Origin of the sequence: Acinetobacter sp. ANC 4973 (assembly GCF_002135275.1) — a bacterium.
In the GTDB taxonomy this organism is placed as follows: domain Bacteria; phylum Pseudomonadota; class Gammaproteobacteria; order Pseudomonadales; family Moraxellaceae; genus Acinetobacter; species Acinetobacter kyonggiensis.
Genome location: NZ_NEGM01000001.1, coordinates 516,237 through 538,834 on the forward strand (window position 1 = coordinate 516,237; position 22,598 = coordinate 538,834).

A 22,598-nucleotide genomic window follows, 5' to 3' on the forward strand; every position below is an offset into this window, starting at 1 on the left:
AGAGCCCTAATATGACTTAGGACTCTTTTAATGTCAAAACATTCACCGCACTATGGCATATGAATTATTTTGCTTGATCTAAAATTGCAAACAAATCTGCTTGAACTTCATCAATTGGACGAAGACCATTGAGTTTGTCATACGTCGGTGCATTTTCACCAGACGCTGCACGACCTTGGTAAAAACCGACCAATTGTTCAGTTTCAGTATGATATGAACCAAGACGTTTACGAATGGTTTCTTCTTGATCATCTGGACGTTGAACTAAATCTTCGCCAGTTTCATCATCTTTACCTTCCACTTTAGGCGGATTGTAAACCATATGATAAACACGACCAGAAGCTGGGTGCTGACGACGACCTGAAAGACGTTGTACAATTTCTTCATCTGGAACATCAATTTCAATCACATGATCGATATTAATACCTTCGCCTTCCAAAGCTTCTGCTTGAGGAATCGTGCGTGGGAAACCATCAAAAATGCAACCGTTTACACAATCAGGTTGAGCAATACGTTCTTTCACAAGACCAATGATTAGCTCGTCAGATACAAGACCGCCGCTCTCCATCACGCTTTTAGCTTTAAGACCTAATTCAGTACCTTCACGAATTGCAGCACGGAGCATATCACCGGTTGAAATTTGTGGGACATTGTAGCGCTTACAGATCAACTGAGCTTGTGTGCCTTTACCTGCTCCAGGTGGTCCGAGTAATATAATGCGCATAAAAAAACATCCTCATTTAACAATGTATATGACGCTTTGTTCATGCCAAATCTATTGATTCACCATGTAGTCCAGCATCCAATTAATCTAATTATAAGAAAGCCACAAACAAATGTATTGTACCTGCTATAAATCCAGTTACGCCACCCAGAACAATCAAAATCCATTCGTCTTCCTGAAAAGCAGGCCGTAATAAATTTTGAAACTCTCTTGGTGTCAACTCTAGAATACGCTCTCTAAACATTTGATAGATTTTCTGTGCACGGCTCGCATTAAACGCAGGGTCGCATACAGGCACCATCGTAATTTCAATTGAGCGATCGATCAAGTCTGTCTTGAGTTTTGCATACTCTTTTGGCCCTAAAGAGAGTTGTAAAGAGGTTCTAACCAGAGGTGTTTCCATAATTTGGTTAATATGGCGTTTAACAAGGCGGCGAGTTTTATCTTTCTTCCCGCCATACATCATTTCCGTCATAATGGATTTTAACGTAATTAGGTCTTCTGTGACTACTCGTGCAAAGACATCTGATACTTCATCCTGACGTTTCATAAACGCGCCTTGAATATTGTATGTGCCAATACGTGGAATCACAGGTTTTACCCACGGGAATTTACGATCTTTAGTTAATTCAAAGAATTGCGGATAACGTACATAGTGTGGTTCAAGTGGATTAAACACCATCCAGATCGCAATCCAGTTGGTCAAAAAGCCCCAAATAGATGCCCAAAAAGGTACAGTCCAATGCCATGGTACAACGAACCAAACAATCATTTGGAATACACCAAAGAACATTCCAATGAGCGCACTAATATGCCAAATAAAATTGATCTCTTTCTGACCGACTTTAAGAAACATATTGACCATTAAACGGCGATCACCTTCCATTTGGCGAACCACCATTTCACGCATATCAACAAGTGACTCGACGTTCATGGTCAGCTCAGTCACAAGTTCTCTTAAAATACCCGGCAATTGTTTATGCGCTTGAGCATAAATTCGACGTTTAATCGAATAAGGTAAGTTTTCCCAAAGGACAGCATTACGTTCAAGCATCGTTTCATCAATGAGGTGTTCAAGTTCCAAACCGACTTGTTCACCAATGATCCGTGCCATATCTTCAGGATCCATTGCATCTAAAAACTCACGCAAAGAGCCCAATTTGGATAAGGTGTTATCGGTAATAATGCCTGAAATACGACCCGCTTTACGTGGCACAATTCCCTGCCAACCGACAGGTAATGGACCTAAATGGAATCCCCAAAAAGTAAGCGGATAAAATACCATTTTAAGCGCCATCCACACATGCGCCCAAGTGACAAAAGCCGTGACTGGGATAATGCTTAGTACTGCCCAAAAATCAGGACGATTCAAGAAGGTTTGCCACAATTCGTTGACGTACTCAAGCATGCATAAAATCCATATTTAATTTTTAATCACAAAATAATAAATGTTATAAAATCAATTTTTTTTACTATAAACCAATACTTAGGGTATAGGAAAATTGTAGCCTTGGCTGTGTCTCAGCAACCACATAACCCGATTTATCCTTAAGCTCTTCACCCGCACCAATACCAACACTAAAAGTACTAATCCGTTCAGAACTCAATAACACATAGGCTAAATCAACCCCTGCACCCAATCGTGCTTTATATTCATTGTCTACGCCCTTACTTTCAATATGTCCCGCATAGACACCAATATAATAGCCATTCTTATCTTTACCTGTGAGGTGATAAGGATAGCGAAATCCGACTTGACCACCCGCAGTATAATCATCATCGATGAAAACACCTGCTTTAGCATAAGCAATCCCATAAGGATTTACCCACTCTACATTCATATGAAGCATTTCTTGTGTAAATCCTGCCCCTAAATTCCATGCTGTTGCACTTTCTGGTGTCAATTTAGCTTCTGGTAAATATGGATTATCTTGTGCATACGCTACATTGGTTAGCGCAAAAAATGCCAATAAAGGATACATTTTTGTCATTTTTTTCATCGTGGTCCCTAATTCTATTTTTAATACAGTCCTTTTTCAATTTTGACTTTAGCAGAATTATGAGAACTCTTATATACTGCACTTTACAATTTTAATGTCTGTAAAGTCAAAGTTTAAGCTAAACAAGCCCAACTGTTTACCTGAACAAATATCAAAAAATGATGATATGCATTAGAATATGCCTCTGGTTTTTCCACTCTCCTGTATGTAAGTCGATCACGTATGAAGCAGCACTTTCCTTTAAAAAATGCTCAACAAGAAAAGCGCATTTATCGCAATCGAATTTTTATCTCGGCCGGGATTGTTGCATTCTTTCTGTTATTACTGATTGTTCGTTATGCTTACTTGCAAATCTCACATTATGATGAGTTTTCAACTGCATCGGATCAAAACCGAATTCGCTTGCAACCTTTAGCACCAGCACGTGGCTACATTTATGACCGTAATGGTATTTTGCTTGCTGACAACTACCCTGTATTTTCAGCAACCATGTCTCGTGCAGATGTTGACGATATTGATGGCACCGTACAACGCTTAATTCCAATTTTGGGCTTGACTCAAGAAGATATAGACCGTTTTAGCAGTCGAATTAAAACCTCAAAAAAAACAGAACGTGTTTCGCTTAAACTTAATTTAACTGAAACGGATATCGCTAAATTTAGTGAAGTTAAATTCCAGTTTCCTGGGGTCAATATAGAAACCCAAATGACTCGCTACTACCCACATGGTGACCTGTTTGCTCATGTGATTGGTTATGTGGGACGTATTAATGACAAAGAATTAAAATCCATTGATAAAGACTTATATGCAGGCACTAACTTAATTGGCAAAATTGGCGCTGAAAAATCCTATGAAGAACTTTTGCACGGTGTACCAGGCAATGAATCTGTCGAAGCAGATGCCCACGGCAATGTGCTGCGTAATTTAGGACGTAAAGATCCCGTTCGTGGCAATGACTTATATCTGTCGATTGATTATGGCTTACAAGTGGTCGCGACAGAACAGCTTGCGGGGCGACGAGGTGCAATTGTAGCACTGAACCCGAAAACGGGGGAAATTCTAGCACTGGTCTCTAGTCCAAGTTTTAATCCCAATTTATTTGTCACAGGCATTAGTACTACCGATTACAGCGCATTACGAGACAACCTAGACCAACCGCTTTATAATCGTGCTGTTCAAGGTGCCTACCCTCCCGGTTCAACCATTAAACCAATGTTTGGTTTAGGCGGGATCCATTATGGATATGTCGATTGGAATACGGCTATTTCTGACCCCGGTTATTTCACCTTACCTGGCGATAGCCACCGTTTCCGTGACCACAAAAAAGCGGGGCATGGCGTGGTCAATATGCATAAAGCCCAAAATGTATCTTGTGATACTTATTTTTATGTATTGTCCTACCGTATGGGTATCGACAAAATGAATACGTGGATGCGCCAGTTTGGTTTTGGTGAAAAAACAGGTGTTGACTTACCCAGCGAAAGTACAGGTTTATATCCAAATCCAGAATGGAAAATGCGAACCCGTAAAAGTAAGTGGCTAAAAGGTGAAACCATTTCCGTGAGTATTGGCCAAGGTGCTTTTACAGCGACCCCGTTACAACTGGCAATGGCAACAGCAATTACAGCAAATCAAGGCTCGCACATTACCCCGCATGTACTGCGCGAAAGTCATGGTGCAAAACCATATACCCCTATCAATGCACCCAATGGGAAAATTCAGTTTAATGGGCAACCTGAAGACTGGATTAAAATGCGAGATGCAATGGTCGATGTCGTTGACACGGGTACGGGTCGTGGTATCCGCACTCCAATGTATAAAATTGCAGGTAAAACAGGAACAGCACAGGTTAAAAGTATTGCCCAAGGAAAGAAATATAACGAATCATTATTGACCGAGCGTCAACTGGATCATGGTTTATTTGTCGGTTTTGCTCCAGCTGAAAATCCTGAAATTGCCATTGCAGTGGTTTGGGAAAATGGTAAACACGGCGGTTCAGCTGCACAATTAGCCCGTCCTATTTTTGATTATTGGCTACTTAAACGTGAGAAAAATCCAATCCGTCCCGCAGCGCATCAAATTAGTGGTGGCTTAATGACAGCAGGAATTAAACCCGGTGAATTACCAAGTGGTACACCTCCTGTGACGGATGCGACTCATCCGAATCAACCTCAAGCCACAACTCAAACTCCAGCATTAACCAGCCCACAACAAGTACAGGGTGAATGATCTATGAAAAATCAACTCCGCATTATTGGCGGTGAATGGAAACGCCGCCAACTTCCTTTTGCCAGTGTGGATGGTTTACGTCCTACACCTGACCGTGTACGTGAAACATTGTTCAACTGGTTAATGTGGGATATTCAAAATACTCACGTTTTAGATCTTTGTGCTGGCTCTGGTGCATTAAGTTTTGAGGCATTGTCACGTGGCGCAGCTCACGTCATCATGATTGAACCGAATCGTAATCAAGCTGCATTTTTAACCGATAACTTGCAGTTGCTTAAAGTCACTAATCAACGTGCAAAATTAAAAATTGCAACGGCACAACAAACCTTGCCTACGCTCAAAGAACAATTTGATTTGGTTTTTTTAGATCCACCTTATAGTTTGGATTTATGGCAAGAACTGGCTCAACTTGCAGACCCTTTAATTAAAGATAAGGGTTTCATTTATGTTGAAGCAGATCGTGACTTAACCCAATTAAAACTGCCATCGACTTGGCAACAAATCAAACAAACCAAAGCTGGAACAGTGCGCTCTGGGCTATATCAAAAACAAGATTTTAATTAAACCCAATAAAAAAGGATTCCACTATGGAATCCTTTTTTATTGAATTTTTGACTTTAATTTGCAGAAATACAGCTAAATATAGACTTGGCTTTTTCACTCATCTTTAGAATACTGCTCACTTTTCTTTTGTACACATTACTATGACTTGGTTGTTATTTATTCTTGGTGCAATAGTCGCTGGTTTTGTACAAGGACTTACAGGTTTTGCCTTCGCTTTAATTGCCATGTCTTTTTGGGTATGGGTACTCTCTCCTCAGATTGCCGCACCTTTAGTGGTGTTTGCGTCGGTATGGAGCCATATTATTTCTTTATCCAATGAACCGAAACAAGTTCATCTGAATAAATCACTGGTTTTACCTTATTTAATCGCGGGCATGATTGGCGTTCCTTTAGGGAGTTACTTACTCCACATCATTCAAGCCGATACCTTTAAATTAATTTTAGGTTTATTTTTAATTGTGTGGTGCCCGATGATGCTTTTCAATCCACAATTTCCACGCCTGCAACAAGCAGGAAAATTTGCAGATAGTTGGGTTGGCTTTATCGGTGGAATATTGGGTGGTTTAGGCGGATTTTGTGGTGCACTGCCTTCCGCTTGGCTGATGCTCAAAAACGTATCCAAACAAGAACAGCGCTATATTTTACGCCATTTCAACTTCGGCATTCAGGTCTTTACCTTACTCGCATATTTAGTCCAAGGCACACTGGATATACAATTACTCCCTTATCTGCTGATCTTGCTTATTTTTGTCAGTTTCCCTGCCATTTTAGGGGCAAAATTATTCTATAAAATTTCAGAAAAACAATTTAAACATATTGTTTTAAGTCTTTTATTTTCATCTGGCTGTTTCTTAATGTTCAGTAATCTGCTCTAACTTTCAGACTGATTGTGAGGTTTATTCTTTTATAATAAGTTTCGCAATTAATCCAAATTTTATTTAATCAAAAAACAGCCAATCAATATGCAATCAAGCATTTATAATAAAAAAAACTTTATACAATATCGGCTCCCCTTCACCAGTCGTTTTAAAAATGAAAACCTTGATTTTATTAGCAGGGGTTATTCTTCTCACTGCCTGCTCCTTGGGTACATCACGTGAAGTCAAACTTGCTGAAAAAATGCTCTCACATTTTCAATGTAATAAAATTGAAAGTGCACAAATGACACATAATTCTATAACCTCTTATCACGAACAATCTTTAGCCTCTAGCCATCAGAAAGCCAGCTTGTATGTACAAAGCTATAAAGATGGTGAACAATTATTTGATATGCCCTTAACTGAAGTCATTGAGCAGCAATATGTCATTTACAAAGCAGCTTGCCAAAATTTAGGGGGGATTGAACCGACATTTGCTGAATAAAAAATGAATTCAAATAAATTGATGAATGAGATGAAATTCTGTTTTTTATTAAAATTATCAAATATTAAGCTAAGATCTTTGTAATGGAGCAATCTAAGCCTTACTTTAAAGTCAGACAGGGCTAACACCCTGTCTTTTTAAACATTATGCTTCAGGGTAATAGCGCGTATCTACACTAAATTTTTCTGGAAATTTAGGATTAATTTGAGCATAGAAACCCATAATTTCAGCCATATCTTTCTCATAATCCCCTGTCGGATATACAATTTTTCCTACGCCCGTTTTTTTCTTGGCATAATCCATATAAGCCAAAGCAATCGGCACACCTGCACTGATGGCAACATGATAAAAGCCTGTTTTCCATTGTTCTTGTTTGGCACGTGTCGCTTCGGGTGTTACCAACATCACCAACTTTGGATGCTGTTTAAATAAGTCTGTCATGACCTGAACCATACTAAGACGAGGTTCACCTGCATTTTTTGGCGTTCGGTCTATACCTATTCCGCCCATCGCTCTTACAAATGGACCAAATGGCAGTTTCATGTAACTGTCTTTAATGGTTAAACGAACATTAACGCCTAAAGCTTTAAGTGCTAAACGTGCGTATAAGGCATCCCAATTACTGGTGTGTGGCGCGGCAATCATGACACATTGATCTAAATCAAGCGGCCAATGATTATCCAGTTCCCATCCCATCATTTCTAAACTTTGTTCAGCTAATTTTTCGAACACCTAAAAACACCACACTTAAGAAAGTGTGCAGATTCTAACAATGCGGCTGAAATATGAAAGCACAATACGATCAATAAATAATCAATTAATGTATAAATGTATAAATTAATTGCTTCATTATTTTTCAAAATTTCTCTTCTTGACGAAAATCATGACCTTATTTTAAAAATGATAAAAGCAGAATCAATCAAAATCCATGTATAGAATAACAAAGCATAACAATATCTATATTTAATAAACTTCATTTTTTTCGTAGTTTTAGCAGTTGCATTGAAACATCTTAGGAATCACCTCATGAAAAAAATAATTTTCATTCTCTCTCTGACCACATTGGCTTTAAGTGCATGCACAAAACCAAATAATGATACTCATCAGACCAATAAAGCACCTGAAACTACAGCAACGCAAACGACTGAAACTACAGCGACCCAACCTGCAATGCCAATGGGTGACACAGCCGAAACCTCACTGGATTGGGCGGGTGAATATACTGGCATTTTCCCCTGTGCAGACTGCGAAGGAATTGAAACAGAACTTGAATTAAAAGCAGATAAAAGCTATGAACTCACAGAAGAATATCTCGGTAAAGGAAAAGGCAATGAATTTAAAGTTAAAGGAACATTTAGCTTTGATCAGGACAATCCATCCGTGATTAGTTTAGATAAAGCTGGGGAAAATCGTAAATTCTTTGTCGGTGAAAACTTTGTTGAAGCACGTGAGATGGATACAGGTAAAGCGATTGACTCTAAGCTTAATTATAAACTACAGAAAAAGTTGAATTAATTCCGCTATTTTTAGCCGAAAAAGCCTGAAGGATGGCTTTTTTGGCTACTTTTCTGATGCATTAATCATGATTTGCTACAAATAAATGACTTATTTTGCTCATCTAGACTAGATAGATCATTCAATTGTGATTATGTTTAAAAAAACCTTTTTTATAATTTGATGCTCATTATGAAAAAAACGATGATTTTGCTCGGTTTTTTTCCCATACTCTTTTTAAGTAGTTGTGAGAAATCATCAAGTACGTCCTCAATGAAACAAGATGCTGATCCACATCAACACTCCTTAAAATCGGTGCAGACTCAAGCTCCAGACTGGCTTGGACATTATAAAGCGTTCGTTCCTTGTCATTCTTGTGAAAAAAAACTGATTTCATTACAACTGAATCAAAATAAAACCTATAGCTTAAAAGAAGTTAAATTCTTTAAGCAAAAGCAGCAGCAAAAAGAATCTTCGGGAACACTTCATTTCAATACTCAAAATACTAATTTGCTGCAATTAATCGAAGATAAAACCCACAAAATTCATTACATTGCTTTGCATAATCAGTTCATTGAACTGCTTGATCAAAATAAAAACCGCTTTGAAAATTTCGAAGAATATCAAATTCCGAAAGTACAGCATATTGAAGTTAATAATGCACTTAAACATGTCAGCATACAGGCAGATTTATTTAAAATAGAAAAAATAAATCTGAATAGCATTGAAAATACAAAACTAACGTATCTCTTTGAAATTAATAATCTCTCAGATCGTGTACTTAAGTTACGCGACAACGATATTATTTTAGTCGATGAAAAAAATAATGAGCACATTTCAACAATAGAAAATAGCCTCATTGCTCCCAATAAAACCCGTTATGAACTTGTCTCCTTTGTTTATCCTAAACCCTCCCCACCCACTTATATTAAAATTAAATAATTTCAAGTTTAATCTCAGAATACGAAAATCCCCGCACTATGTGGGGATTTTTAAGGTCGAATAACTTATCTGACTTAGATGATTATTTTGGTGAGAACCATTGTCTAAAATAACCATACCGATATTTTTGCAAATAACACCAAGCCTTCTCATGCCTCAATTAATTGTAATCACAGCAATTTATGTTCTAAAGCCATAAACATGAATGGCTGAAAATAACGATATGTTATATCATAACAATAATATTCATTTATCTTTGGACTTTGCTCAATAATGAAATACAAGACCACTTTTCTACCTGTTTTGAGCTTCTCATTTATTTCCTGTTTTGCTTGGGGCGATGATATGACGGTGTTAGAAACCATTAAAGTTCATGCTGAGGCTTCATCGGAGCATGATTTGCAAAAAAATACTGCTGCGACCAAATTTTCACATGATGCATTAGATGTTCCCTTCAATCGTGCTTTTATTGATTCCGAAACGTTAAAGCAACAAAATGCTCAACGGATTGACGATGTGCTCATCTTAGTCAGTGGTGTTTTTCATCAAAACAACTATGGCGGTGGATTTTGGGATAATTACTCTTTCCGTGGCTTTAGTAGCGATCCAAATTTAGGTGCAGCAATCATTCGTAATGGCTTAAGTGTTAATCGTGGTATTAGTGCACCCAAAGATATGGTCAATATTCAATCTCTCGATTTTTTAAAAGGGCCTGCCGCAGCACTATATGGCCGTGGTGAAACAGGTGGGTTACTGAACATCAATAGTAAAAAACCGCTTTGGCAATCTGAAAGTGAAATTAACTTAAGTACCAACACCTTCGAACAATATCGTTTCAGTGCCGAGCACACAGCACCTTTAAATGATGAAATTGCTTATCGTTTTGCAATAGCACATGAAAATAATCAGAGCTTTCGAGATCATGTATCTAGTGAACGCTGGTTCTTTTCGCCTCAACTCTCTTGGAAAATTTCAGATCAAACCCAACTGGATTTCGACAGTGAATTGACCCAGCATATGGGTACATTTGATCGTGGGGTTAGCACCCTTCATCAACAATTTGTGATGGATCCTAAGACCTTTACTGGTGAACCCAGTGATGGAGACATGCGCGTAAAGGATCATTTTTTCCAGCTATGTTTAAATCATGCTTTAAATGATGCATGGCGCTTGAAAACAGCTATCAGCTATAAAGATGCTCAAATGCTCGGTTATTCAACTGAGCCACGTCGTATTCAGGCAGATGGACAAACTCTAGAGCGTCAGCGCCGTTATCGTGATTATCAAAGTGAAGATGTTCTATGGCAAAATGAGTTACTTGGCACAGTTGATCATACGTGGGCACGTCACGAATTACTGGTTGCAACCGAATTAGGACAACTCGATTTTAAACAATATCAATTACGCCGTAACCATAGTCCTGGTTATTTAAATACCATCGATATTTATCAACCTATATATGGTGTGTATGCTCCTGAGCTGGCAGCGTTTACCAACACGCAAGAACGACAACGCTATGCTGCGATTAATTTGCAAGATCAAATATTCTTCAATGATCAGTGGAGTATTTTAATTGGTAATCGCTACGACTATATCCAACAAAATTTTGAAAATCATTTAAATGCAAAGCAAGACAAACAAAACCTGCAACGTAATAGCCCACGTGTAGGTATTAATTTTAAAATTTCAGATCAAGCGTCTATTTATAGCAACTATGGACATTCTTTTGCAATGAATAGCGGTATCAATCGTTTAGGCGAGACTTTCGCTCCAGAACAAGGGCAAAGTTATGAATTAGGTGGAAAATATCGCTTAAATGAAGCAAGTTTAGTGAGTATGGCACTCTTTAAAATGAAAAAACAAAATGTGTTAACCACTGATCCGATTGACTCTAACTTTCAGACCACTGCTGGGGAAGTAAGCAGTCAAGGCATCGAATTTGATTTAAACAGTCAACTCACAGACCAGTGGACAATAGCAGCAACCTATAGTTTGACTGATGCTAAAATTGAAAAAGACCAAGATTTGGCAAAAGACGCTCGTTTAAGCAATATCCCAAAACATCAAGCCTCTCTAAGTAGCCAATACGAATGGTTATTACACGGTACTCAACGTGCTGGAATTGGAGCAAATATTATTCATGTTGGGGAACGTAGTGGACATAACTTAGATAATAGCTTCAATCTGCCAAGTTACACCCTCACCAATTTAAATGCTTATTACTCACCCTCTGAGCAGTTACGTTATCAACTAAATCTAAACAATGTATTTGACGAAAAGTACTATGTTTCTAGTTATAGTGAATTATGGGTTCAACCGGGCGAACCTTTAAATGCTTCTGTTTCTGCACAGTTTAAATTTTAAATTATTTTATATGCACTCTCGTACTACTCGCCAAAAGTTAGATACCTCATCTGATTTTTGGCGGTGTGTTCTATAAAAAATAATAAGTTTTAAATGACGATAAGATCATTCTAATTTTTTAAAAAAATATTGGAAATTTTAAACAACCCCATTATGCGCAAAAATAGGTTGAACAAACAAAAAACAAGCAGACTGTTATCTCAAGATATTGCGCTTTGAGATGCATTGGAAATGCTTTGCAGCACTTAAATTATGCTTGGCTATATAGTTTAGTTTAAAAATAAACCATTATATAAATGACAATAAAGTGCTCATTCTTGATTGCTCTAAATATGCTGACGGTTAAATGGATAAATCTGCGTTAATTATTTTTCGAATCACTTTCAATACGCCCATCAACCAAATTAATGGTTCGATCACAGTTTGCTGACAGACGTGGATCATGCGTAACCAGCAGTACTGCACAGTCTCGCTCACGATTCACTTTACGGAATAACTCAAAAACCTCAGCAGCCGTCTGGGTATCCAGATTACCTGTAGGTTCATCGGCTAGAAGCAATGCTGGCTCAGTGATAAGTGCTCTGGCAATCGCGACCCGTTGTTGCTGACCACCCGAGAGTTCATTCGGTTTACGATGAGCAAACTTTTCTAGACCAACTGCGGCAAGCAATTCATGTGCTTGCTGTATCGCAAATTTATCGGGTTTGCCTCTTGTCAGCATCAATGGCATCAACACATTATCCAAAGCCGTAAAAGCTTGAATAAGGTGGTGAAACTGAAAGACAAATCCGATACTGTTGCCGCGCAGTGCAGTGCGTCCAGCATCATCCATGCCACTTGTCGCCTGCCCCAAAAGATAAAGCTCACCGCTACTGGGTTTATCCAGTAAGCCAAGAATATTCAACAAAGTACTTTTACCAGAGCCAGATGGACCAATGAGTGCAGCAAAGTCGTGGCGTTCAATACACAGATCAATGCCATGCAACACCTCAACCTCATTGGGTTGAGCAATATTGTAAGACTTGCGTAGCGCCTCTAGGCGTAACACTTCAGCAGACTCAGACATGACGAATCGCCTCCACTGGATCCAGTGCTGCTGCACGGCGTGCTGGTACAGCAGCAGCCAACACACCAGTAAGTATGGCCAATAATAATGCCAGCATAATCAGCTCGATAGACACGGGAATATAAAATAAACCCGGGCCAAAATTATTAAATACCCACACCAACGCGTAACTGGCCACACTGCCCAGAACTGAACCAAGCAAGCCAAACATCGCACCCTGAAAGAGAAAAATTCGTAAAATTTGCTGTCGGGTCGCACCTGTCGCACGCAAAATACCAATTTCTCGGGTGCGCTGTACGACACTAACCGACAACACACTGGCAATGCCAAAGGCTACCGAAATAGCCACAAAAACAATAATCATACTGGTCGATAAACTCTGCGCTGAAATCGCATTCATTAATTGCGCATTGGTTTTAATCCAGCTTTCAGCTTGCAGCGATGTCAGACGTCCGACCTGCGCAGCCACATTTTCTGCCTGAAAAATATCTGCGACGGTTAAGTCGATGACCGTGACCCCACCAGGGAGACCTAGTAAAGATTGTGCTTGCTTCAAATCTAGATAGACATAGCGAGCATCCAGCTCACGTACCCCCAGTTCAAATATACCGGCAATATTTACCACCGCACTGTTCTGCTGACCAGTATCCAGTCGCAGCTTATTGCCCACCTGCACCCCCAGATCTTCAGCCAATTGGCTGCCAATCAGCACATCATCGGCTCCCACACGTAGCTGACCACTGATCAGATACTGTTTAAGGGGGATGATTTTCTGATAACGCTCAATATTTATACCTACCAATGCCACCGACTCCAAGGCATCACCACGCTGGGCAAAGGCAGGCCCAGATACGACTGGTGACACAGCTGTCAGTAATGGCAACTGATCTAGAGTTGCTGTAATTTGCTGCCAATTGTTGATAGAGCGCAAGCGCTGTGGGCGTTTATCTTCCTGCAACAACTGTAGAGTACCCACTGCTGGTGGTACTATTTGGTTCACATCATCTGGTGACAGCAAACGGATATGGGCCTGAGTGCCTAAGGTACGCTGGATAATATTAGACTGTAAACCTTGCATTAAAGCCGTAACAAACACAATCACAGCCACACCCACTGCAACACCCACAGTAATCATGATGGACTGCGCACGCCCCTCGCGCAAAAAACTGATCGCAATAGTCCACTCGATCCAAAGTCGCCCGAAAAAAATTTTCAATCGAATTTCACCGGCAATTCATTTTTGCTGTTTGCGTCATTGGTATGATGAGTAAATGGTGTTTTTTCCAGCTTTAAGCGTACCCGCGTACCATCCGCTAGTGAAGATTCAGCATCAGCCAGTACATGATCACCTGCACTTAAACCTGACATCACTTCAGACATGGCCAAACCACGTAAACCTAGATTGACCTGTTGACGCTGTATTTTTCCATCTCGCAGCAACAGCACCACTGCCTTATTTCCTTGCACACGACTTAAAGCATCATTTGGAATAACCAACGCTTGCTCTCGCTTGCCCGTTTCGATATTCACCGATACGGTCATATCCTGACGCAAAAATTCAGGCACTGGATTAACCGCCAACCGAACCTCCACCGTACCACGCTGTGGATCAATGCTGGGTGCAATAAAATTGATACGGGCAGGAAAAGGTTTATCTGGATAGGCATCGGCAATGACTGCCGCATTTTGCTGCAAAGCAAGCCGTGGTAAATTTCGCTCGTCGAACGGCACACGAATTTCCGTGCTGCCATCAAGTGCAATAGTAAGCAGAGTTCGCCCCGGCTGTACCAGATCGCCTGGCTCTACATTACGTGTCAGCACTGTACCTGCCACTTCGGCACGTACTTTTGTTTTAGCAAGTTGTGCCTGTAGCGCAGCAAGACGCTCACGGAGCAAAACTTCCTCAACTTTACCGGGTGCCAGTGCGGCCACTCTTAAGCGAGCCGACTCAACGTTATTGCGGGCAACCTTCTCAGCTTTCTCCGCCTGTTCCCTAGCTTCGGCCGACAACATTTCAGGTTCAGTCAAATTGCGTCTACGCTCCGCTTCACGGCGTGCCTGTTCAAACTGTACTTTCGCATTCGCCAAATCCACTTCAGTTTGTGGACGCCTGCTGGTCGCCAACTCGGTCAGCGCAGCCTCGGCCTGCCGTACCTGAGCAGTCAGCTCATCCGATTTCAGTACCAACAGCAAATCACCGCGTGAAACCCGATCGCCTTCTTGCACAAGCCGCTCAAGTACCACCCCAGTAATTTCACTGCCAATCTGGGTGCGTGACACCGTTACTACTCGCCCAGTCGCAACCACTGTTTGTACCAATGGCATCGATGCAACGGTATAGCTCGACAACAGCGGCCCCTGCCACCAATGAAATACCGCAAAACCAGCTGTGAGCATAAGCAGTATAATAATAACCACAGATTTATAGCGAGCAGCGCGCAATGAGCTTCTCCAGTTCAAATTAAAAGCGTAGTACATCAATCAAAAGTACCATGCCTCTGTAAAATTATATATTTTAGAGAGCATTCAAAAATCTGTCTCACTCACTCAACGAGAAATAAGACAGATTTTTTAAGTTAACAGTAACCCATTGAGCTTAGGTTACTTTTATAAATAAAATCCACATATTAAATAGAGATATATCTATTTTTACTCTTCTAAAAGACTTCTTAACATCCATGCTGTTTTTTCATGTACTTCAAGTCTTTGTGTGATGATATCGGCTGTTGGCTGGTCATTTACTTCATCGACAATCGGGAAAATAGCTCGAGCAGTCCGCGCAACAGTTTCATGAGCATTGACCAATAAGCTGACCATTTCCTGTGCTTTTGGAACGCCTTCCACTTCTTTAATTGCGGTTAATTTTACAAATTGTTTATATGTCCCAGGAGCCGGAAAACCTAAAGCACGAATTCGCTCAGCAATGATATCCAATGCGTTCCATTGCTCAGTATATTGGTTCATAAACATGTTATGTAAGCTATTGAATTGTGGCCCTGTAACATTCCAGTGAAAGTTATGGGTCATCAAATATAAAGTATAGCTATCAGCAAGTAGTTTGGATAAACCTTCAACAATTTTGGCACGATCATTATGAGAGATGCCAATATCAATTTTCATCGTTTTAGATTGTTTTTTAGAATTAGCCATTTAAAGATTCCTCATTATTTAAGTATTTGTTTATTCTATATAAAATTAAAATCCATCACTAAGACCATAAGTTCTGTCGAACAAAGGATATCTGTTGTTATACTCCCCTAACAGCATTTTGCAAACCTTTACAATCATTAAATCTATTATCACAAGATCTGCCTTAAGCTGTATCGCAGCAGAAATACAGTTTCCCCAAGCTCTAGATTTTTAATGACTTTCTTTTCTATTTTAACACCCGCTATATGTGCAGTTTTGCTTGTTTTTTTTAACACGTCCTCTGCATTAGCATAGGCTTAAAAATTATTTCTAGGCACAGATATAGTCGTAATAGAAGCCTACCTGTGTGAATAAATCTTTTAAAAGCATAAATGAACCAAGTGTGTTCATTAACTGAAATACATCCAAGCCTTAAATTAGTTGGAAATAACACGAAATCCAAGCATAAAAAAGGTCGCATTTAAGCGACCTTTTCTACAACAAAAACAAATGTGAGTCACACTGTGCGTAATCTTGATATAAAAGTAATATTTATAAAAAATTACAACAACAAGTATTACTCAAAGGCAGATTACATCATACCGCCCATACCACCCATGCCGCCCATATCTGGCATAGCAGCTTTGTCTTCTGGGATATCAGTGATCATGCATTCAGTTGTTAACATTAAAGCAGCAACAGATGCAGCATGCTCAAGTGCAGAACGCGTTACTTTAGCTGGGTCAAGAATACCCATTTCAAGCATATCGCCATATTCACCTGTTGCAGCGTTATAACCGAAGTTACCTTCACCATTTTTAACAGCATTGATGACTACAGATGGTTCATCACCCGCATTGGCAACAATTTGACGTAAAGGCGCTTCAATTGCACGACGTAAAATGTTGATACCAACATTTTGGTCATCATTGATACCAACTAAACCATCAAGTGCAGAAGCAGCACGTACCAACGCAACACCACCACCCGCAACTACACCTTCTTCAACCGCTGCGCGAGTTGCATGAAGTGCATCGTCTACACGGTCTTTCTTCTCTTTCATTTCAACTTCTGTTGCTGCACCAATTTTGATGACTGCAACACCGCCTGCTAATTTAGCCACACGTTCTTGAAGTTTTTCTTTGTCATATTCTGACGTTGATTCTTCAATTTGTGCACGGATTTGAGTAACACGTTCAGAAATTTGAGCTGCATTACCTGCACCATCAACAAGTACTGTATTTTCTTTAGAAACAGTCACTTTATGCGCTGTACCTAAATCTTGTAATGATGCAGTTTCTAAAGACATACCAACTTCTTCAGAAATCACAGTTGCACCAGTTAAGATCGCGATATCTTGCAGCATTGCTTTACGGCGGTCACCAAAACCAGGTGCTTTAACCGCACATACTTTAATAATGCCACGCATGTTATTAACAACAAGTGTTGCTAACGCTTCGCCTTCAACATCTTCAGCAATAATAAGCAGCGGTTTACCGGTTTTCGCAACAGCTTCTAACACTGCAATCAATTCACGGATATTGCCGATTTTTTTATCAACAAGCAAAATGAACGGATTTTCAAGTTCAGCCGTTAAGGTTTCTTGTTTGTTTGCAAAATACGGGCTGATATAACCACGGTCAAACTGCATACCTTCAACAACGTCAAGCGAATCTTCAAAGCCTGAACCTTCTTCAACCGTGATCACGCCTTCTTTACCCACGCGTTCCATTGCTTGTGCAATGAGTTTACCCACAGTGGTGTCAGAGTTTGCAGAGATTGAACCCACTTGTTCAATGGCTTTCGTGTCTGAAGCTGGTTTAGCGGTTGCTTTAATATTTTCAACCACTGCACGAACAGCAAGGTCAATACCACGTTTCAAGTCCATTGGGTTCATACCCGCAGTTACTGACTTGATACCTTCATTCAAAATAGCTTGCGCCAATACAGTTGCAGTCGTTGTACCGTCACCTGCGATGTCATTGGTTTTTGAAGATACTTCACGAACCAGTTGAGCACCCATGTTTTCGAATTTGTCTTTTAAAACAATTTCTTTAGCAACAGTTACACCATCTTTAGTGATGTGCGGCGCACCAAAAGAACGATCAATAACAACGTTACGACCTTTAGGACCTAAAGTCACTTTTACTGCATCTGCAAGTACGTTTACGCCTGCAATCATTTTGCTGCGCGCTGAATCACCAAATTTTACATCTTTAGCTGACATGACTTACTCCAAATATTTTTAATTTTTCAAGAATCTGATTCAATAAAACAGGTCTGTATTAGCCTTCTAAAACCGCTAAAATATCAGACTCTTTCATTACAAGAAGTTCTTCACCATCAACTTTTACTTTTGTTCCCGCATATGCGCCAAACAATACATTATCACCAACTTTAACATCTAAAGCACGCACGCCATTGTCTGTAATTTTACCGTTACCTACAGCAATGATTTCACCTTGAGCAGGCTGTTCAGCTGCTGAAGTGCTTAAGATTAGACCACCCGCTGTTTTGGTTTCCTTTTCAACACGGCGAATAACAACGTTATCATGTAAAGGACGAATGTTGCTCATTTGAAACTCCATCTACCTGATTGTAAGAACAGGTCTTTATACAGTGAATTGATAATGACTTAATTATTCCGTGGGTCATTATCAGAAAATAATTTCGATGACACTTTTGTGGGGATGGAAAAAAACGCTTCAAGGGTAAAATGAAAAAATATTTATGATTTTGTCTTTTTTTTATTCAATTCTCGCTATTTCTGGACTTAATCCGCATTTCTTTCATTCAGAACAAAATCACCTAACGCATTATCAAAATAATAATGTGCAATAGCACAATTAGAATGAATTACATTAAAACTGTTTGGCAAACCGCCATGTAAGCGATAGGAAGTTGCTGTTCCTGCATGAATTTCTAACACAGAATGACTCACATTTAAGTGGTAAAGCGCATTTAAATCATAGACAGCAGTATGATGTAAATGACCATGTAATAAGCCATTTAGACCACTTTTACTCCACACTTCCAGCGCCATTCGCCCTAATATTGGACAATCTTTTACGCCATGTTCAGCATTTGGAGGCGTATAAAAAGGCTGATGCGCCACAATTAATTTAATTTTATTTGGCGGTGCATGCTGCAAAGACTGATCAATCTGCTGAATTTGCTCCAGTGAAATATGCCCTTTGGTATGATAACGCCGCCGAATACTGTTCACACCCACAATAAAAAAGTGATCTGTTTCAAGTGTGGTTTCCATGTTGCCAAAAAACAACTGATAACGGGTAAATGGACTGAAGACCCGATTCCATAAATGATACAGTGGAATATCATGATTCCCCGGCACGACCAAATAAGGCAGCTTTAAACTGTCCAAAAACTGTTTACAATCATAAAACTGCGTATAACGCGCACGTTGGGTTAAATCACCACTGACCACAACAGCTTCAATTTCATGTTCTAGACAAAATAGCCTGATCGCAGCTATACAGGCAGATTTCTCAGTGCCAAAATGTAAATCAGACAGGTGCAGAATCATAAGGCACCATGACTTTTAACGCATTTTTCCGCACAGTAATTTTTAATGGCGGCTGCATTTCAACAATTTCTCCATCGATGGCAACGGTCAGCTTGTTGCGCTTCGAATGAACCTTGACTTCAGCTGCGGCAAAACTGTAGACATCTGGAGCTTTTTCCAAATTCCCTTGAATCAATTGCCACAGCATTTTAAATAAGGTCAGTTTGTCACTTTTAGCGACCACCACCCCAGCAACCTGTCCAAGTTCTGCGCATTTGGCAATCTTCAAATTCATTTCCGCCAATTGCAATTGATTATTGCCAAAAAAAATCAGCGGTGTTTTCACTGGATACTTTTTGCCATCCACTTCAACTTCAAGCTTCAATTCCTTGCGGTCACGAATTAACACATCCAGACTTGAGGTATACGCATGTAAAGGAAATCGACCAAAACGCTGATTGTAAAGCTCGCGCTTCTGAATAAATAACGGATACAAGCCTAAGCTGGCATTGTTTAGGTAAATATGATCATTAATCTGTGCCACGTGAATATTTCGGATCATTCCTGTAGCAATCACTTCTGCGGCTTCAAGTAAATCCAGTGGAATATTCAGTACCCGAGCAACATAATTAAAAGTACCTAAAGGTAAGATTCCCATCGGAATATCCAAACCCATTAAGCTTGCAGCGACGGCATTTAAAGTGCCATCGCCCCCTGCCGCAACAATCACCCCTTTATGTTCGCAATCCCGATGCCGTGCCAATACCTTTTGCATCAAGAGATCAAAACTACGCTCTGAACTGATTTCAAAAGACTGAATTTCAAAACCATGCTTAGATAACCGATTGATGATTTGCTCATAAAACTCAGCTTGGTTTGAAGCGTGAAATCCTGACTTTGCATTATAGATAATGGATAATGGTTTGTGCTGTTTAAACATTTTTATACACAATTAAAGCTTTTGTTCTAATTTCAACCAGTTGAGCTATTATTTAAAGCCCCTTTATGTAAATATTGAATTAGCACCATTTATTTAATCAATAACAATTCTCATAAAGAAGTAACACATAAGTAGCTGATTATTAAAAACATAATTAAAATAAATAACACTCATAAATACATTAAATAAAGAGATATGAATTAAAAAAACCCAATAAACAATTGTATTTTATGGTTTTTATAACAAATCGAGCTAAACCACCCATAGAAATCCAGCACGTCTTTGGTCTTATTTTTTTTATGATTTTATGCTTTAATACAGCCACTTTTTTTTCATATTTTATCTGAGTGATGTATTCCATTACTCAGATTGTACTTTGTACAGTTAAATTGTACACATTCGAGATAGGCCTCACCATGACCCAAGTGAACGCACCAGAATTCGTTCGTCACCCTAAGCTTATTGCATGGGTTGAAGAAATTGCAAAATTAACGAAACCAGCGAAAATTGAATGGTGTGACGGCAGCGAAGAAGAATATCAACGTTATATTAACTTGATGATCGCTAACGGCACTATGCAAGCGCTTAACCAAGAAACTCATCCTGGTTCTTATCTTGCTAATTCTGATCCTTCTGACGTTGCTCGTGTTGAAGGCCGTACTTACATTTGTTCAGAAAAACAAGAAGATGCTGGCGCGACAAACAACTGGGAAGAGCCTGCTGAAATGCGTGCCCGCTTAAACGGTTTGTTTGATGGCTCGATGAAAGGTCGTACTTTGTACGTTGTTCCTTTCTCTATGGGTCCTTTAGGTTCTCATATTGCGCACATCGGTATCGAACTCACTGATTCTCCTTATGTAGCAGTCAGCATGTCTAAAATGGCTCGCATGGGTAAAGCTGTTTATGACGTTCTTGGTACTGATGGTGAATATGTTCCTTGCGTACATACTGTAGGCGCACCGCTTGAAGCAGATCAAAAAGACGTTGCATGGCCTTGCAACCCTGAAAAATACATCGTTCATTATCCAGAAACACGTGAAATTTGGTCTTACGGTTCTGGTTACGGCGGTAATGCATTGCTGGGTAAAAAATGCTTAGCTTTACGTATTGCATCAGCTATGGGTCGTCAACAAGGCTGGTTAGCTGAACATATGTTGATCCTTGGTGTGACTAATCCACAAGGTGAAAAACATTACATCGCAGCGGCATTCCCTTCTGCTTGTGGTAAAACCAACTTTGCAATGCTCATTCCACCAGCAGGTTATGAAGGCTGGAAAATTGAAACTGTAGGTGACGATATTGCTTGGATCAAACCAGGTGAAGACGGTCGCTTATATGCAATCAATCCTGAAGCTGGTTTCTTCGGTGTTGCACCGGGTACAAATACCAAAACCAATCCAAACTGTATGGCTACTCTTCATAAAGACGTAATCTATACCAACGTTGCGGTAACAGACAACGGTGAAGTTTGGTGGGAAGGTCTAACCAAAGAAGCACCTGCTAACCTAACCAACTGGAAAGGTCAACCACACACTGGCGCAGAAAAAGCAGCACATCCAAATGCACGCTTTACTGTTGCTGCGGGTCAATGCCCTTCAATTGACGCTGACTGGGAAAATCCAGCGGGTGTTCCAATTTCTGCATTCATCTTCGGTGGTCGTCGTGCAGACACAGTGCCTTTAGTTTCTGAAGCGTTTGACTGGGTTGATGGCGTATATAAAGCAGCAACAATGGGTTCTGAAACCACTGCTGCTGCTGTTGGTCAACAAGGTGTTGTTCGTCGTGATCCGTTTGCGATGCTTCCATTTGCTGGCTACAACATGGCAGATTACTTCTCTCACTGGTTAGAACTTGGTGAACAAGTTGCAGCTAAAGCTGAAGTTGCAGGCAATAAACTTCCTAAAATCTTTAACGTAAACTGGTTCCGTCGTGATGCTGAAGGCAACTTCGTATGGCCTGGTTTCGGTCAGAACATGCGTGTTCTTGAGTGGATGATTGATCGCTGTGAAGGTCGTGCTGAAGCGACTGAAACACCAATCGGTTTAGTTCCAACTTACGAACAATTAAACTGGGAAGGTATTGATTTCTCTAAAGAGCAATTCAACACCGTAACAGCGCAAGACAAAGACCAATGGATCAAAGAGCTTGAAAGCCATACTGAATTATTCAGTAAACTGGGTGAGCGTTTACCTGCTGCTCTAACAGCACGTCAAAATGAACTTTTAGAAGCAGTTAAAAAATCTGCTTAATCTAAATTG

General features: G+C 39.9%; 20 protein-coding genes. 8 read left to right on the forward strand and 12 right to left on the reverse strand.

Translation table 11 applies throughout. The features are described 5' to 3' along the window. Nucleotides 1-64: 64 nt before the first annotated feature. From adk to B9T30_RS02570, 3 genes are all read right to left on the reverse strand, one after another. Nucleotides 65-724: an adenylate kinase gene (gene adk, locus B9T30_RS02560; RefSeq protein WP_074943360.1), complete on the reverse strand. Its 660-nt coding sequence runs from the start codon at nucleotides 722-724 to the stop codon at nucleotides 65-67. Nucleotides 725-815: 91 nt separating this feature from the next. Next, the gene (locus B9T30_RS02565) at nucleotides 816-2,132 is read right to left on the reverse strand and encodes a hypothetical protein (RefSeq protein ID WP_086183635.1); all 1,317 of its coding nucleotides are present in this window, start codon (nucleotides 2,130-2,132) and stop codon (nucleotides 816-818) included. A gap of 64 nt (nucleotides 2,133-2,196) precedes the next feature. After that, nucleotides 2,197-2,715, reverse strand: a complete 519-nt coding sequence (locus B9T30_RS02570) for a hypothetical protein (protein ID WP_086164570.1) — start codon at nucleotides 2,713-2,715, stop codon at nucleotides 2,197-2,199. A gap of 231 nt (nucleotides 2,716-2,946) precedes the next feature. On the opposite strand from B9T30_RS02570, the gene mrdA reads away from it, so the two are divergent. From mrdA to B9T30_RS02590, 4 genes are all read left to right on the forward strand, one after another. Next, nucleotides 2,947-4,953: a penicillin-binding protein 2 gene (gene mrdA, locus B9T30_RS02575; RefSeq protein ID WP_086183636.1), complete on the forward strand. Its 2,007-nt coding sequence runs from the start codon at nucleotides 2,947-2,949 to the stop codon at nucleotides 4,951-4,953. Between the two features lie 3 nt (nucleotides 4,954-4,956). Further along, entirely contained in the window at nucleotides 4,957-5,517 is a 561-nt protein-coding gene (gene rsmD, locus B9T30_RS02580) for a 16S rRNA (guanine(966)-N(2))-methyltransferase RsmD (protein ID WP_086183637.1), read from the forward strand. 140 nt (nucleotides 5,518-5,657) lie between these two features. Continuing rightward, nucleotides 5,658-6,392, forward strand: a complete 735-nt coding sequence (locus B9T30_RS02585; RefSeq protein ID WP_086183638.1) for a sulfite exporter TauE/SafE family protein — start codon at nucleotides 5,658-5,660, stop codon at nucleotides 6,390-6,392. Between the two features lie 157 nt (nucleotides 6,393-6,549). After that, nucleotides 6,550-6,879 carry a hypothetical protein gene (locus B9T30_RS02590; RefSeq protein ID WP_086183639.1) on the forward strand — a complete coding sequence of 110 codons (330 nt, stop codon included), beginning with the start codon at nucleotides 6,550-6,552 and terminating at the stop codon, nucleotides 6,877-6,879. 144 nt (nucleotides 6,880-7,023) lie between these two features. On the opposite strand, the gene B9T30_RS02595 is transcribed toward B9T30_RS02590, so the two are convergent. Then, nucleotides 7,024-7,611, reverse strand: a complete 588-nt coding sequence (locus tag B9T30_RS02595; protein ID WP_086183640.1) for a 1-acyl-sn-glycerol-3-phosphate acyltransferase — start codon at nucleotides 7,609-7,611, stop codon at nucleotides 7,024-7,026. 294 nt (nucleotides 7,612-7,905) lie between these two features. On the opposite strand from B9T30_RS02595, the gene B9T30_RS02600 reads away from it, so the two are divergent. The 3 genes from B9T30_RS02600 (at nucleotide 7,906) to B9T30_RS02610 (ending at nucleotide 11,679) form a co-directional block, all read left to right on the forward strand. Next, on the forward strand, nucleotides 7,906-8,394 hold the full coding sequence (locus B9T30_RS02600; RefSeq protein WP_086183641.1) for a copper resistance protein NlpE: 489 nt from the start codon (nucleotides 7,906-7,908) through the stop codon (nucleotides 8,392-8,394). 252 nt (nucleotides 8,395-8,646) lie between these two features. Next, the gene (locus B9T30_RS02605) at nucleotides 8,647-9,315 is read left to right on the forward strand and encodes a copper resistance protein NlpE N-terminal domain-containing protein (RefSeq protein WP_171264104.1); all 669 of its coding nucleotides are present in this window, start codon (nucleotides 8,647-8,649) and stop codon (nucleotides 9,313-9,315) included. A 273-nt stretch (nucleotides 9,316-9,588) separates the two neighbouring features. Next, complete coding sequence (locus B9T30_RS02610) at nucleotides 9,589-11,679, forward strand: TonB-dependent siderophore receptor (protein ID WP_086183643.1); 2,091 nt, start codon at nucleotides 9,589-9,591, stop codon at nucleotides 11,677-11,679. Between the two features lie 361 nt (nucleotides 11,680-12,040). On the opposite strand, the gene B9T30_RS02615 is transcribed toward B9T30_RS02610, so the two are convergent. From B9T30_RS02615 to B9T30_RS02650, 8 genes are all read right to left on the reverse strand, one after another. After that, nucleotides 12,041-12,745 (reverse strand): ABC transporter ATP-binding protein, encoded by a 705-nt coding sequence (locus tag B9T30_RS02615; protein WP_086183644.1) that lies wholly within the window; start codon nucleotides 12,743-12,745, stop codon nucleotides 12,041-12,043. Next, complete coding sequence (locus B9T30_RS02620; protein ID WP_086183645.1) at nucleotides 12,738-13,961, reverse strand: ABC transporter permease; 1,224 nt, start codon at nucleotides 13,959-13,961, stop codon at nucleotides 12,738-12,740. The genes B9T30_RS02615 and B9T30_RS02620 overlap by 8 nt, the downstream gene beginning before the upstream one ends. Then, nucleotides 13,958-15,187: an efflux RND transporter periplasmic adaptor subunit gene (locus B9T30_RS02625; RefSeq protein ID WP_086183646.1), complete on the reverse strand. Its 1,230-nt coding sequence runs from the start codon at nucleotides 15,185-15,187 to the stop codon at nucleotides 13,958-13,960. The genes B9T30_RS02620 and B9T30_RS02625 overlap by 4 nt, the downstream gene beginning before the upstream one ends. Nucleotides 15,188-15,394: 207 nt before the next feature. After that, nucleotides 15,395-15,895 carry a Dps family protein gene (locus B9T30_RS02630; RefSeq protein WP_086164287.1) on the reverse strand — a complete coding sequence of 167 codons (501 nt, stop codon included), beginning with the start codon at nucleotides 15,893-15,895 and terminating at the stop codon, nucleotides 15,395-15,397. A gap of 571 nt (nucleotides 15,896-16,466) precedes the next feature. Continuing rightward, nucleotides 16,467-18,101, reverse strand: a complete 1,635-nt coding sequence (gene groL, locus B9T30_RS02635; RefSeq protein ID WP_086183647.1) for a chaperonin GroEL — start codon at nucleotides 18,099-18,101, stop codon at nucleotides 16,467-16,469. A gap of 58 nt (nucleotides 18,102-18,159) precedes the next feature. After that, a complete protein-coding gene (groES, locus tag B9T30_RS02640) occupies nucleotides 18,160-18,450 on the reverse strand; it encodes a co-chaperone GroES (RefSeq protein WP_086164289.1) in 291 nt (96 codons plus the stop codon). A 197-nt stretch (nucleotides 18,451-18,647) separates the two neighbouring features. Next, entirely contained in the window at nucleotides 18,648-19,421 is a 774-nt protein-coding gene (locus tag B9T30_RS02645) for a metallophosphoesterase family protein (RefSeq protein WP_086183648.1), read from the reverse strand. Then, a complete protein-coding gene (locus B9T30_RS02650) occupies nucleotides 19,402-20,340 on the reverse strand; it encodes a diacylglycerol/lipid kinase family protein (RefSeq protein ID WP_086183649.1) in 939 nt (312 codons plus the stop codon). Before B9T30_RS02650 ends, B9T30_RS02645 begins: the two co-directional genes overlap by 20 nt. Nucleotides 20,341-20,756: 416 nt before the next feature. Between B9T30_RS02650 and B9T30_RS02655 the strand changes: the two genes are divergently transcribed. Continuing rightward, a complete protein-coding gene (locus B9T30_RS02655; protein ID WP_086164292.1) occupies nucleotides 20,757-22,589 on the forward strand; it encodes a phosphoenolpyruvate carboxykinase (GTP) in 1,833 nt (610 codons plus the stop codon). Nucleotides 22,590-22,598 lie beyond the last annotated feature (9 nt).

Excerpts from the sequence above, each read along its gene's own strand:
- B9T30_RS02655 (WP_086164292.1), top strand. The coding sequence starts at position 20,757 with ATGACCCAAGTGAACGCACCAGAATTCGTTCGTCACCCTAAGCTTATT.
- B9T30_RS02650 (WP_086183649.1), bottom strand. The coding sequence starts at position 20,340 with ATGTTTAAACAGCACAAACCATTATCCATTATCTATAATGCAAAGTCA.
- B9T30_RS02600 (WP_086183641.1), top strand. The coding sequence starts at position 7,906 with ATGAAAAAAATAATTTTCATTCTCTCTCTGACCACATTGGCTTTAAGT.
- mrdA (WP_086183636.1), top strand. The coding sequence starts at position 2,947 with ATGAAGCAGCACTTTCCTTTAAAAAATGCTCAACAAGAAAAGCGCATT.
- B9T30_RS02605 (WP_171264104.1), top strand. The coding sequence starts at position 8,647 with ATGAAACAAGATGCTGATCCACATCAACACTCCTTAAAATCGGTGCAG.
- groES (WP_086164289.1), bottom strand. The coding sequence starts at position 18,450 with ATGAGCAACATTCGTCCTTTACATGATAACGTTGTTATTCGCCGTGTT.
- B9T30_RS02615 (WP_086183644.1), bottom strand. The coding sequence starts at position 12,745 with ATGTCTGAGTCTGCTGAAGTGTTACGCCTAGAGGCGCTACGCAAGTCT.
- groL (WP_086183647.1), bottom strand. The coding sequence starts at position 18,101 with ATGTCAGCTAAAGATGTAAAATTTGGTGATTCAGCGCGCAGCAAAATG.
- B9T30_RS02610 (WP_086183643.1), top strand. The coding sequence starts at position 9,589 with ATGAAATACAAGACCACTTTTCTACCTGTTTTGAGCTTCTCATTTATT.
- B9T30_RS02585 (WP_086183638.1), top strand. The coding sequence starts at position 5,658 with ATGACTTGGTTGTTATTTATTCTTGGTGCAATAGTCGCTGGTTTTGTA.
- adk (WP_074943360.1), bottom strand. The coding sequence starts at position 724 with ATGCGCATTATATTACTCGGACCACCTGGAGCAGGTAAAGGCACACAA.
- B9T30_RS02645 (WP_086183648.1), bottom strand. The coding sequence starts at position 19,421 with ATGATTCTGCACCTGTCTGATTTACATTTTGGCACTGAGAAATCTGCC.
- B9T30_RS02565 (WP_086183635.1), bottom strand. The coding sequence starts at position 2,132 with ATGCTTGAGTACGTCAACGAATTGTGGCAAACCTTCTTGAATCGTCCT.
- B9T30_RS02590 (WP_086183639.1), top strand. The coding sequence starts at position 6,550 with ATGAAAACCTTGATTTTATTAGCAGGGGTTATTCTTCTCACTGCCTGC.
- rsmD (WP_086183637.1), top strand. The coding sequence starts at position 4,957 with ATGAAAAATCAACTCCGCATTATTGGCGGTGAATGGAAACGCCGCCAA.
- B9T30_RS02630 (WP_086164287.1), bottom strand. The coding sequence starts at position 15,895 with ATGGCTAATTCTAAAAAACAATCTAAAACGATGAAAATTGATATTGGC.
- B9T30_RS02570 (WP_086164570.1), bottom strand. The coding sequence starts at position 2,715 with ATGACAAAAATGTATCCTTTATTGGCATTTTTTGCGCTAACCAATGTA.